Origin of the sequence: Bacillus sp. (in: firmicutes) (genome assembly GCA_012842745.1) — a bacterium.
Lineage (GTDB): Bacteria > Bacillota > Bacilli > Bacillales > Bacillaceae_J > Schinkia.
This window is the reverse complement of the sequence record DUSF01000052.1, coordinates 1-12976: the sequence shown is the minus strand read 5'-3', so window position 1 is coordinate 12976 and position 12976 is coordinate 1. Positions and strand designations below refer to the sequence as shown.

Here is a 12976-nt window from a genome sequence, read left to right as displayed (position 1 = left end):
GGTGAAAGTAAGAAAATTAGGAGAACAGAACAAAGAAATCATTGAATTATTAAAGCAGATAAAGGAGAAGTAAACGGGTGTCTTAGCATAGGAGGTATCAAATTGAAAAAATTAATGAAATCATCCACAAATAAAGTGTTATTCGGAGTTTGCGCAGGAATTGCCGAGTTTTTTGAAATTGATCCGTTAATCGTAAGGCTAATATTTATTTTCATTCCAGCTTCAATACCTGTTTATTTGATACCGGCCTATTTTTTACAGAAAAATCCTTCGCTTTATTAATAATGGAAAGTATGTAGATTATCAGTATCAATAAGCTTAAATGAAAGGAATTTATGGGGTGATTTAATTGCAAACTGATAAAGAAACTCCTGAACAAAAACGAGAGCGGTTAAGACAAGAAGAATTGAAAAGAAGTACAACTGGGAATTTGAATGATGGTTTTAATAGAGCAAACAATGGAAATCTAGCTGATTTAATAGGTAGCTTTGGGTGGAAAGGTGCAGGAATTCTTATTCTAGTAATCATAATTGGATTTATTGTATTGTCGTTTTTCCTAAATTAGGATGTAATTGTTCAACCAAAGGGATTCCCTTTATTAGGTTAAACAGAGGTAAGGAAGTGGGACTTTAGTTAAAAGTAACCATATTTGCACTGAATTTTTTTATTAGTTTATTCATAGCTGTTATTGCGGGCAGCTTTCTATATTGGCTATCATTAACTCCGTCTGTTTCACCAGATGACGTAGACCTGTCTGGCTATTTGAACAAAGCTAATGGGATTGATTATCCAAAAAAGGAGTAGTTACTAAATATGAAATATTCAGAATGGGCTGGTGCTATACGTGAAAAAAGCAGTTAGACTCGAAGGTATTATCGAAGGAATGGAGATGCACTTCGATGAAGCAAATACTTTTTTGAATGTAAAGGAAGGAGTAGTGGTTCAAGTCGATGATAATGACTTCAGAATAGCGGAGGAGGACGAGCCGTTCAACCATCTTCCAGATTGGCAACAAGAAAATATTAAAATTGCCATTGATATTATGGAAAATTTCGAGGATTACATAAAACTCCCAACAAAGTTTGACATCCATGAATACGAAATGATGGAAGACTTTTGTTATAGTCTTTCAAGTGACAGAAATAAAGATCGTTTGCTTAATACAATTAGCGGAAGAGGGGGATTTCGTAGATTTAAAGATGAAATAATTCGTCTCGGCATCCAGGATGATTGGTATGAGTTTCGGGATGAATGCTACAAACAGATCGTAATCAAATGGTGCAATGATTATGGAATCAAATATATAATTTAGGTTTATTAGGGAAAGTGGACTAGTGAAGATAAGGAGCAACTATCTCAAACAGAGTGGAACGATTCATTATCTTTTCCTTACAGGATAAAATCGATGGTGCTTCTACTGAATCGTATAGTGCAATTATGTACAAGATATTTGAGGTGTCGCCATTCCTCTATGTTCAAAAATTAAGTGAACGAAACATGAAGGAAATTATCAGAAAAAGAAAAAAGTACGGTTGAAGAAATCGTAAATACATTAAATAGAAGGTTAAAAGGGGAATATTAAAAACTAAATAATACAATTTTGTTAATAAATTGTAATCATAATGTTACTAATAAGTGGTAAGATGAACGTAAATAAATTTTAGTTTCACAAATGGATATTTTTATAAAAAATGATGGGGGGAACAAAGAATGAAGGTAAGTACAAAAAAGGAATTTATATCGTGGCTTCAATCAATCTTATATGCATTTATAATTGTTTTTGTTGCTCAACAATTTTTCATCTCACCGATTACTGTGAAAGGTGAATCAATGGTACCCACTTTTCAAGATAAAGATAAATTATTGATAAGCAAAATTTCTGAAATCGAACGATTTGATATTATTGTTTTTGATGCTCCAGATGCTGATAGAAAATATATTAAAAGGGTTATTGGTCTTCCAGGAGATCGAATTGAAGTAAAGGATGACGTATTATATATAAATGGTGAAGCTATTGAAGAACAATATATAATGGAAAACCGAGAGGAGCTTTCATTTGGCAAGTTAATGCGTGATTTTACACTAGAAGATCTTACTGGGGAGGCAACGGTTCCTGACAACTCGTTGTTTGTAATGGGTGATAACCGGAGAATTAGTAAAGATAGCAGAATTTTTGGATTTATTTCTTATGACTCAGTAAGGGGAAAAGTGAAATTTCAAATTTATCCATTCCAAGAAATAGGAATGCCACGATAAATGACGATTAATAATAAAGGATGTTCAAGATTTTCTATCTAGTAAATTTATCGGTGAAGAAGCGGTGGAAAACTTATTTGAAAGCACGAAGAAAAAAATTAATGATGAATTTTTTCCCGATAGAGGATTTGGCAAAATGAGACTAAGCGAGGCTAGAAACGCAATTGCTAATTTCAAGAAAATTACAGGTGATCAATTAAGAACACTTGATTTAATGCTATTTTATGTTGAGGTTGGAACGGAATTTACGAATACATACGGTGACATTGACGGGAAATTTTATGACAGTATGGTATCAATGTACAACAAAGTTATTATCGAATGTGACAAAGATGAAAATCTATTTAAGATTTTTCGCGATCGTCTGTATGCGGTGGTTGAGGAGTCGGATGGAATCGGTTGGGGGTATCATGATGACTTATGTGAACTGTATTATTCGTTAGAATGGCTGGAAGATGAGGAATAGGAGAAATCGTATAGCTAAAAGTAAAAGAAGGATGAAAAAGCAGAAGCAATCTTTCGAAAAAAAATTTGGGTATATAGCCTTTTTTTGTAATTATTACAAAATTTGAAATTCTAAGAATAGGTTGGTGCTGTCGTGAAAAAAGCAGTTAAACTCGAAGATATTATCGAAGGAATGGAGATGCAATTCGATGAAGCAAATACTTTTTTGAATGTAAAGGAAGGGGTAGTGGTTCAGGTCTATGATAAAGACTTTAGAATAGCAGATGAGGATGAGCCATTCAACCATCTTCCTGATTGGCAACAGGAAAATATTAAAATTGCCATTGATATTATGGAAAATTTCGAGGATTACATAAAACTCCCAACAAAGTTTGACATCAATGAATACGAAATGATGGAAGACTTTTGTTATAGTCTTTCAAGTGACAGAAATAAAGATCGTTTGCTTAATACAATTAGCGGAAGAGGGGCATTTCGTAGATTTAAAGATGAAATAATCCGTCTTGGCATCCAGGATGATTGGTATGATTTTCGGGATGAATGCTACAAAAAGATTGCAATCGAATGGTGCAATGATCACGGGATTGAATATATCATTTAGATACTATTTAAAAATAGAAGAATGCTGGTTAGTTAGTAGCCTTCCGTGTAGCAATTGCTACACCAAATAAATGAAAAAATATGCATTTTCATGGTAGTATATCAGAAATATGGTTAGGGTAAATGGCAGAGAACAAAGCAATACCAAAAATCGTAAAAAAAATTATGATGATTTTATTCAGTTGGTCGCAAACGAAGTAGAGGATTCATTAGATTTATATTTAAGCTCTTTAAAATAACGTATTGAATATAGGTTTAATTCACCTTTCAAAAAAAGGGGGAAACGTCATCTATGAAGATTGTCGTTTTTGGTGGCAGTGGTTTTATTGGCAAACAATTAACCTCATATTTTATAAAAAAGGGGAGTGAAGTCGTCCTCGTTTCTCGTTTTGAGCGTGAGGCACACAGCGATAAGGGGAAGCAACAGCAAGAAAATTCACAAGTTCGCCATATAACATGGCATGAGCTCCAAAAGAATGTTGCCCTGCTCGAACAAGCAGATGCTTTTGTTAATCTTGCTGGAGAAACGATTAATCAACGTTGGACGGATAAAGTAAAGAAAAAAATCATTACATCAAGAGTCAGTACTACGGAAAAAGAAGCAGAAATTGTACAACGACTTTCATACAAACCTAAAGTTGTCATTAACGGATCGGCTGTAGGCATTTACGGTATGTCAGAAACGGGGACATTCGATGAAACAAGTTCAAAAATTGGCGATGATTTCTTAGCAGAGGTTGTGAAGAGGTGGGAGAAAGCTGCAGAATTAATGGAACCATATACGCGTGTTATTAAGTTGAGACTTGGTGTTGTGCTAGGGAGGAATGGCGGCGCACTTCCGAAAATGTTGCTTCCTTATAAGCTTTTTGTAGGTGGAAAAGTGGGGACTGGCAAGCAATGGCTGTCCTGGATTCATATTGAGGACCTCATCCAACTCATCGCTTTTTGTATTACCAACGAAGCCATTCAAGGCCCGATTAACGCAACCGCACCCCATCCAGTGACAAACGATGAATTCGGACGTGCCCTTTCTAAAGAACTAAATCGTCCACATTTTTTCCCGGTTCCTGCATTTCTATTAAAACTAATGTTTGGCGAAATGTCGCAAATGTTGCTAAGCGGGCAAAAAGTAATTCCCAAAAGGATCTTAGATGCTGGCTTTCAATTTGCTTATCCAACAGTTGAAAAAGCAGTTGAAAACTTTAAGAAAAAGTTATAAAATCCCACCCTTTCGGGCGGGATTTTTAGGAGAGACTTGTTTTTCCTTCATACCGGTGGGAATGGGGAACATGACCGTCAACCGTCGTCATCCCACTAAATTCGTGAATATGTCCTCCGTTCGGAAGAGATATAGCTGGTCCAGTAACCCCTTTTATTACATGTTTATGACCATCATTAAAAGCTGTATACGTAAAGTAGCGATGCGTATGCTGTACACCACTAGGTGCAGGCTCTGTCTTTCCAACATATTTATGGTTATGACCAACATCAAATGAAGTTACCCCGGAAAAGTGATGAATGTGAACAGGCCTACCATCCCATGATGTTATATACAAATTATGAGAATGTTCAGGATCTAATCCATCTGATTCATACATGTAACCAGAAACGGGTATATCCATTTATTTGCCCCCCTTCAATAACAGTTTTCTGTATATCGTATGAAAGAAAAGAAGGGGTTGTATGGGTAATTGAATATGACAAAATAAAATAATTTTGTGAATGAAATGTACAATAAAGGAGCAGTTTTAGTGAAAATTCTAATCATTGGTATAGCTTGTATAATGATTGTTGGCGTATTCGTTGGTACATTCTTTTTCGAAAAGCACTCAGGAGTAATTACAGTAGTTCCAAATCAGGCAATTGAAATACATGATTCAAAAAAATCAGAACCAATACAATCGGACCCGCTACAGCCAATCTATGAAGATTATGAAGATGATTCAATTGGATACTCGCTACAAAATAATCAATTACAGATTACCTTCAATAGAGGAAATGAATGGATTGTAGTCCCCGTTGAAAAAGAAAAATTATTTGAAGGGGAGTATTCTGGAAATAAGAAAGAACTTATTGAAAATAGTTATATTCTTACACAAAAACGTGCTTCTTTCCTATATTCGGATGGAACCAGTCCAAATGGAAAAAGTATTAAATTAATATATTCTCAAGATCAAGGAAAGACATGGGAAGATACAATTGTTACGGAGAACTATCCGCCCATCCGTTTCCGAAAAGTTGAATTTTTAAATGAGTCCTTTGGCTACGTCATCATTTCAGGTGATCGAACAATGTCACAAGAATGGACAACTGTTTACATAACAAAGGATGGCGGGAATCAATGGAAAGAAACGACTCATTCGAATGTCACCAGATTAATTGCTGATGGTGGGTTTGTTGATGAAAGTACAGGCTTCTTATCATTCGGAATCTTGAATCCTGAAGAACCTAGCCTTTATGCCACACAAGACGGAGGGGATTCCTGGAGTGAAGCCGATATTTATATTCCAGAGAAGTATCATAAAATCTTTGTGATTGCTGAAGTCCCTTTTAAAGAAGAGGATTACTTGGCGGTTTATATCAATCAAGGTCCTAACGGAGACTATCAAGGTGGGAAAGTAAAGGGAAAATTCATTTCAAACGATAACGGCAACACATGGAAGTTTTCTATGGAGGTAATACCAAATGAAACCGATATATAAACATCGCAAGAAAATAGGAGGCTGGTTATTTTTCCTTATTGCCATTGGGCTGTTTGCTGTACAAATGGGATATTTCTTTTTACAATCGAGATATTTTATGGAGTACGTAGACAACCGAATTTTTTATGTGATAAACATATTGATTGTAATTTGCATGGTTTTCTCCATTTTTCTGCTGCTTAGTGTAACTAAAAACTGGAAAGTGATAACAACGAGCATCACTATGGTTCTTATTCTTCTTCATGTGGGCTTATTTATAAATCAAAGCTATAAAACAAAACATATTGTAAGCATCTCACCAGACCTAAAAAATGTGTTAGTCATAAAAGAAAATAGAGAATCCGGTCAGGCAAGATATTATAGAACCTATTTTGGGATATTAGCTCGACCAAAGGAAAGCTTGCCGTATAAGACCAAAGACGAGTTTAAAGTAAAATGGGTAGAGAAAGACATTGCAGCCGTTACATATAAAGCTGCCGATAATTCTATACACCAATACATTGGTACGTATGGGGACCGTAATGGGGGTTACTCTTATTCGTATGTTGGTCCATCAATCCATGGACAATGGAAAGGGGAAAATGCCAGGGTTATCAGTGCTCCTAAAGGAATTACCATTGATTATAATGGAAAAACGGAAAAATATAGCTGGGACAGTATTGTTCAATTTGGAACATTAGCTGTTGTTTTGGTAAAAAATAACGAAGCAACTTGGACGATAGCATTAAATGAAAATTTTAAAAGTAACGCAAATGAACCTATACCTCCCTCTGGTGAAATAACCTTATATAAAGCAACTATGGATAATAACGAGCCAATAACGATGAAGTATGTTTCTGCTGACTAGTTGACATAATTTTAAACCTCCAATTATCATTCAATGCCTTTAGGTGTTATAAATTATTATAACACCCAAAGGTGTTGCGTTAAATGTGTTATCTTATATAGTTATTCCATTAAGTTCTATTCGTAATTCTGATAATATAGGCATTTTTTTAACGGACTTGAATAAGTCGGATTGCCGTCTATAGACTGTTTACCTAAAACGCAAAAATTTCACGGATGGATTTGCCACGCGGAATGATTTATCATAAATAAACTAGGTGCAAATATGCCAAGGTGCATTTAGTAATAAATTTACAGGAGGTAAAATATGACCCTTCCCAATTTTAAAGAAAATTTACAGAAATACGCAAAACTGTTAGTTTCGAAAGGAATTAATGTTACACCTGGTGATTGGGTGAAATTGACGATTACCGTTGACCAAGCCCCTTTAGCTCGTTTAATTACAAAAGAATCTTATGCGTTAGGGGCTGAAAAAGTAATTGTAAAATGGTCAGATGATGAAATAAGCAAAATGCATTATACTCATCAATCTCAAGAAGTACTGACCGACATTCCCAAATACGAAATCGAGGAATCTGAAGACCATGTATTGAACCATCGTGTCTGCCGTCTTACAATTGTATCGAGTGATCCAGGCTTACTAAATGAAGTAGATCCAGCCAAAATTGCAGCCTATCAAAATGTTGCTGGAAAGGCATTCAAGGTGCAGCGAATGGTAACCCAAAATGATGATTTGAAATGGACCGTTGCCGCTGCTGCTGGAGAGGGTTGGGCTGCGAAAGTATTCCCTAATCTCGCGACTTCTGAAGAACAAGTCGATGCCTTATGGGATCAAATTTTTAAAACGTGTCGTATCTATACAGATGATCCGATTGCTGCCTGGGATGAACATAAAAAAACATTGAATGAAAAAGCAGCGAAATTAAATGAAATTCAGTTCGATGCGTTGCATTATACTGCACCTGGAACAGATTTAACCTTAGGATTGCCAAAGAATCATATTTGGGCATGTGCGGGAAGTGTTAATCCAAAAGAAGAAGAGTTCATTGCCAACATGCCAACTGAGGAAGTATTTACCGCACCTGATACACGCCGGATGGATGGTGTTGTACGCAGTACGAAGCCGTTAAGCTATGCTGGGACATTAATTGAAGGTATTGAAGTGCACTTTAAAGATGGGAAAATTGTTGATATTTCTGCAGAAAAAGGGGATGAAACGATTAAAAAGTTAGTTTTTGACAACGAGGGTGGAACCGGTTTAGGTGAAGTAGCTCTCGTACCAGATCCATCACCAATTTCTCAATCTGGAATTACCTTCTTTAATACTCTATTTGATGAAAATGCTTCTAATCACCTTGCCATTGGTTCAGCGTACCCGACGACAATTCAGGGCGGGACGAAAATGAGCGAGGAAGAATTACAACAACATGGTTTAAATACTTCCACTGTTCACGTTGATTTCATGATTGGTTCCAATAATATGAACATTGATGGCATTAAACAGGATGGTACGATTGTACCGATTTTCCGCAATGGGGATTGGGCAATATAATTTTGGAAAATCAAAAAGGAGCCGCGTGCTCCTATTTTTTTTAAAACAAAGCGGGTTTATCGTTTTTTGAAAACAATGGGGCTAATCAGCGGGAATGAACTTGAGTAATATACAATTTTTTACTATAATAACATATGTTAGCCGAGATTAGTTGAGTTGAGAAAAGGGGAGAAGAAGAAATGCCTAAAACTGAGTTGTATGCTCAAACGGGAGTTGCGATGACATGTCGCTCTTACCAAGAGTATATGGAAATGTTTATGTTGGAAGAAAAATTGTTTAGTAAAGGGAAAATTCTTGATATTGCATCAGGTGCTTCCTCATTTACTGCTGAATTAAACAAAAAGGGGTATGACGCTATAGCAGCTGATCCTTTGTACAATCTTACAAGCGAAGAAATTTATGAGCTTGGACAAAAGGAAATCAAAATAGCTTCTCAAAAGTTATCCCAAAACGAAAATCTTTTTATATGGAACGACTACAAAAGCCTAAACCATCATGATGAAATTAGAAATCGTTCTTTAAATCAATTTATTGATAGTTACAGTAAAGACAAACATAAAGAAAAATATATCCCGGCAACATTGCCTTTCTTACCTTTTGAAAATGACACATTTTCATTAGTTTTTTGTAATCATTTTTTATTTTTATACCAAGAACAATTTGATTTTAAATTTCATTTAGATGCAATTAATGAAATGGTGAGGATAACAAAAAAAGGTGGCTTACTATTAATATACCCTTTAGTTGGTTTTAAAGATGAAATTTATCCGCACTTAGGCAAATTAATTGATGAATTAACTAAAAGTGACGTTAGTGCTAAAATTAATGAAACCAAATTCCGATTTCTTCCATCAGCAACTAACTTCTTATGTATTGAAAAATAATGCCCATTTAATGTACGATTATTTTATTTGTTTTCATCTGTATTCGTTATAAGCAAGGAGAATTTGAAAATGAATTCATTAACACTGGCATACACCAAGATAGCCTTAGCAATGGCAATTGTGGGTAGCTCTGTAGTATTTGGAAAACTTATCATTTCAAGTTTTCCTATTTTTTTAGCCTCAGAATTACGATTTATAGTTGCATCAATCATTCTAGTTTTATTTTTAGTCGGAAAGGAAAGACAATTTCCATCTATAAAATTTAAGGACCTATTAGTTCTTTTTATCCAAGCATTGACAGGAGTTTTCTTGTTTAATGTTTTTATGCTTTATGGCTTGAAATATACGACTGCAATTGAAGCTGGAATCATTATGAGCATTCTTCCCGCGGTTATTGCTTTGGTTTCTTTATTACTTTTAAAAGAAAGGCTCACAAAAAGAAAAGGTTTTGGGATTTTGTTTGCAGTCTTAGGTGTATTATTGATTAATCTTTTAGGTGGTAAAATAGGTGACATTCACTCTTTATTAGGAAATCTTTTAATATTTGGCGCAGTATTGGGCGAAACGCTATTTATTACATTAGGAAAATTAATATCTAATAAATTAACACCCCTCACAATATCAACGATGATGAGCATTTTTGGCTTAATCATGTTTTTGCCATTTTCAATAAAAGAAGCTAAAAGTTTTGACTTTTCAAGTGTAGGATTAGGGGATTGGCTAAACATTTTATATTTTGGAATTGTTGTAACGGTACTTGCTTTTCTTTTAATGTATCAAGGATTATCAATAGTTTCAGCAAGTTCAGCAGGAGTTTTTACAAGTATACTTCCATTAAGTTCAGTAATCCTTTCATTTCTAATTCTAAAGGAAGAGCTTTTATTTCCGCATTTGTTAGGCATTTTATTTGTTGTAATTGCAATTTTTTTAATTTCAAGGGATTCAGAAGGTGAAGAATTCGTATCACCGAATAGTGAGGTTGCGGTGGATAACGAGAACCCAAACTAAAAGAAAAAAGGCGTTGTTAATAATGAACTTTAAAATAAGAAGTGCTGCTTTTAATGATTGTGAAGTTATTAACCAAATACAAGCTATAAGTTGGAGGTCAGCGGATAAAGGTATCATTCCACAGCGGTATTAGGATGAACCGAAAAATGATTTTTGGGTAATTGCGTTTCAAAAAAAGTATATGCCAATGGATAAGTATTTCGAAAGCCTACATGTATTTGAAAAATTTAAAAAATCGGGCGTCTCTAACTAAGTTAGGGGCGCTCTCTTATTTTGGAAAATAAGCCTATATTTTTAAAAAATATTGCCGATATTACTAAAAAATAGGAAGGGGCTTGTACATGAAAATTGCAGATTTTAAAATAAATATGAATAGTGAACGGATTTTTAACGAGTCAAAAATTTCCAAAACAACGATGAAGAAGGTGTTAGTGAAGCCTAATCAAAAACAACTCTTGCAACCTGTTCAAAATCACGCTAGCCAATTAAAGCAAGTAGCTGAAAAAATGGTTAACAAACATAAAGAAATGACGACAGAATATCGCTCGGAGTATTTGCACTTGAGTAAAAAAGATCAGCTGCGGTTGCAGTTAATTGATATACTATTCCCTAAATTATTTAAAGGGAAAAAGTTGAATTTACAAGTACCTGAACAAATTTTGATTTCGAATGCCATTCAGATGCCGCCAACGCAAACAGTAATTGAAAATTATGAAAGAACTTATCGCTATGAAGAGGTTTCTTTTTCAGCAGAGGGAAAAATTTTAACAGAGGACGGTAAAGAAATTAATTTTACAGTAGACATAAATATGAGTAGGGAGTTGTACCAAGAATCGTATTCTGAGGTAACAATTGGATCATTTGTTGACCCACTTATTATTAATTTTAATGGAACGGCAGCTGAATTATCAGATAGGACGTTCAAGTTTGACTTAACAAGTAATGGGACAATGGTGGATATTCCATATTTGTATCCTGGAAGTGGATTTCTAGCCCTTGATAAAAATGGAGATAACATCATTAATAATGGCCTGGAGTTATTTGGAACGCAAAGTGGGAATGGCTTTAAAGACCTTGCTGCATACGATGATGATCATAATGGCTGGATTGACGAAAATGATGCTATCTTTCATCATCTGCGAATTTGGACAAAAGATGAGAATGGAAATGACCAATTATTTGCAATTGCTGAAAAAGGCATCGGAGCCATATTTCTTGGTCACATGCCAACTCAGTTTTCATTATTTTCTTCAGATCAACAAGAACAAGCCCAAATAAGAAGCACTGGAATCTTTCTTTTTGAGGATGGCCGCACAGGGAGCATTCAGCATTTGGATTTTAAAATATAAGGAAAAACGCGGTGTTAATAATGAACGGTAAAATAAGAAAGGCTACCTTTAATGATTGTGAAGTTATTAGCCAAATACATGCTATAAGTTGGAAATCAGCGTATAAAGGAATCATTCCACAGCGGTATTTGGATGAACTGAAAAATGATTTTTGGGTAGGTGCGTTTCAAAACTGGATAGGTAATAACATTTTAACTGTACAACTTCTATATGAAAATGAAACACTAGTGGGTTGTATTGCTTATGGAAAAGCAAGAGACGAAGAGTTTCTAGACTGGGGAGAAATTGTATCCATTTATGTAATCCCCGATTATTGTAAAAAAGGTTATGGGCAAAAATTATTAGAAACAGCATTAATTGATATGAAGAATAAGGGATATCACAATTGTTATTTATGGGTCTTAAAAGAAAACTTTAATGCAAAAAGATTTTATGAAAATAATGGTTTTTGTTGGAATAGTGATGTATTTAACTTTGAAATTAATAACCAACCGTTAACAGATGAACGGTATATTCTTGCATTGAAAAACTAACACGATGAAATGAATATAAAATTTTTAGGATAAAGCGGTCAGAATCCTCCGCATTTCAATGGGGAGAGGAATGACCGCTTTCTTTGTATAATCTAAATAACTACCTGTATTAAATGGAAATATTGGTATTATTGATTGTCTACTAATAATACTATATACTATATGTATGAAAAATAAATCGAATCTTAAACACGCCAGAACTTGTGTATATAACGTTAACTATCACATTGTATGGACAGTGAAATATCGAAGAAAAGTTTTAACAAATCAAATTGAAAGTTATCTAAAAGACCTTTTTCAAGAAATTGCAAAGGAAAAAGAATTTGAAGTTGTGATGATGGAGGTGGTTGACCAAGATCATATTCATGTTTTTGCATCTGCCCATCCAAAGATCGCACCTTCTTACATCGTAAAAATGTTAAAAGGTATATCGGGAAGGAAACTCTTTTTGCAATTCCCTGAAATCAAACAAAAATTATGGAAAGGACATTTATGGAATAGTAGCTTTTATCTCGAAACCGTTGGTTCCATTAGTGAGGATGGAATCAAAAAATATATTGAGAATCAATCGAAAGGTGGTGAATAAGGTTGCTTCGTGCTTCTTATTTTGTATATAAACCAAATAATGAAACCAACATTATTTTATCGCAGTTAGGATATGCAGCAAGAAAGTTGTGGAATGTAGGCAACTACGAAAAAAGAAACTGGACAAAAGATAGTGACAAGCCGTTTCCAAATTGGTACGAACAGAAAAAGAGGTTAAAAGACCATTTTTGGTATA

17 protein-coding genes are annotated in these 12976 nt (G+C 34.6%); 16 read left to right on the top strand and 1 reads right to left on the bottom strand.

Going from position 1 to position 12976, the window contains the following annotated elements:
• The first annotated feature begins 114 nt into the window (after positions 1-114).
• The 7 genes from GX497_13875 (at position 115) to GX497_13845 (ending at position 4540) form a co-directional block, all read left to right on the top strand.
• Positions 115-282 (top strand): PspC domain-containing protein, encoded by a 168-nt coding sequence (locus tag GX497_13875; GenBank protein ID HHY74283.1) that lies wholly within the window; start codon positions 115-117, stop codon positions 280-282.
• A gap of 67 nt (positions 283-349) precedes the next feature.
• Positions 350-565, top strand: coding sequence for a hypothetical protein (locus GX497_13870; protein HHY74282.1), 216 nt, complete (start codon positions 350-352; stop codon positions 563-565).
• Positions 566-844: 279 nt separating this feature from the next.
• Complete coding sequence (locus GX497_13865; protein HHY74281.1) at positions 845-1312, top strand: hypothetical protein; 468 nt, start codon at positions 845-847, stop codon at positions 1310-1312.
• Positions 1313-1710: 398 nt separating this feature from the next.
• Positions 1711-2256, top strand: coding sequence for a signal peptidase I (gene lepB / locus GX497_13860; protein ID HHY74280.1), 546 nt, complete (start codon positions 1711-1713; stop codon positions 2254-2256).
• Positions 2257-2392: 136 nt separating this feature from the next.
• Positions 2393-2722 (top strand): hypothetical protein, encoded by a 330-nt coding sequence (locus GX497_13855; GenBank protein ID HHY74279.1) that lies wholly within the window; start codon positions 2393-2395, stop codon positions 2720-2722.
• 132 nt (positions 2723-2854) lie between these two features.
• On the top strand, positions 2855-3322 hold the full coding sequence (locus GX497_13850) for a hypothetical protein (GenBank protein ID HHY74278.1): 468 nt from the start codon (positions 2855-2857) through the stop codon (positions 3320-3322).
• Positions 3323-3613: 291 nt separating this feature from the next.
• Positions 3614-4540 (top strand): TIGR01777 family protein, encoded by a 927-nt coding sequence (locus GX497_13845; GenBank protein ID HHY74277.1) that lies wholly within the window; start codon positions 3614-3616, stop codon positions 4538-4540.
• Between the two features lie 25 nt (positions 4541-4565).
• Here GX497_13845 and GX497_13840 read toward each other — a convergent pair whose 3' ends face one another.
• On the bottom strand, positions 4566-4943 hold the full coding sequence (locus GX497_13840) for a hypothetical protein (protein HHY74276.1): 378 nt from the start codon (positions 4941-4943) through the stop codon (positions 4566-4568).
• Positions 4944-5072: 129 nt separating this feature from the next.
• Between GX497_13840 and GX497_13835 the strand changes: the two genes are divergently transcribed.
• The 9 genes from GX497_13835 to GX497_13795 form a co-directional block, all read left to right on the top strand.
• Positions 5073-6023 (top strand): oxidoreductase, encoded by a 951-nt coding sequence (locus GX497_13835; protein ID HHY74275.1) that lies wholly within the window; start codon positions 5073-5075, stop codon positions 6021-6023.
• Positions 6016-6870, top strand: coding sequence for a hypothetical protein (locus GX497_13830; protein HHY74274.1), 855 nt, complete (start codon positions 6016-6018; stop codon positions 6868-6870). Before GX497_13835 ends, GX497_13830 begins: the two co-directional genes overlap by 8 nt.
• 306 nt (positions 6871-7176) lie before the next feature.
• The gene (locus tag GX497_13825; protein HHY74273.1) at positions 7177-8421 is read left to right on the top strand and encodes an aminopeptidase; all 1245 of its coding nucleotides are present in this window, start codon (positions 7177-7179) and stop codon (positions 8419-8421) included.
• A gap of 179 nt (positions 8422-8600) precedes the next feature.
• Positions 8601-9305 (top strand): class I SAM-dependent methyltransferase, encoded by a 705-nt coding sequence (locus tag GX497_13820; GenBank protein HHY74272.1) that lies wholly within the window; start codon positions 8601-8603, stop codon positions 9303-9305.
• Positions 9306-9374: 69 nt separating this feature from the next.
• Positions 9375-10313, top strand: a complete 939-nt coding sequence (locus GX497_13815) for a DMT family transporter (GenBank protein ID HHY74271.1) — start codon at positions 9375-9377, stop codon at positions 10311-10313.
• 341 nt (positions 10314-10654) lie between these two features.
• Positions 10655-11662 (top strand): hypothetical protein, encoded by a 1008-nt coding sequence (locus tag GX497_13810; GenBank protein HHY74270.1) that lies wholly within the window; start codon positions 10655-10657, stop codon positions 11660-11662.
• Between the two features lie 20 nt (positions 11663-11682).
• Positions 11683-12195, top strand: a complete 513-nt coding sequence (locus tag GX497_13805) for a GNAT family N-acetyltransferase (GenBank protein HHY74269.1) — start codon at positions 11683-11685, stop codon at positions 12193-12195.
• A 166-nt stretch (positions 12196-12361) separates the two neighbouring features.
• A complete protein-coding gene (gene tnpA, locus GX497_13800) occupies positions 12362-12781 on the top strand; it encodes an IS200/IS605 family transposase (GenBank protein HHY74268.1) in 420 nt (139 codons plus the stop codon).
• Positions 12782-12783: 2 nt separating this feature from the next.
• A partial coding sequence (locus tag GX497_13795; protein HHY74267.1) for a transposase occupies positions 12784-12976 on the top strand: 193 nt, incomplete at its 3' end.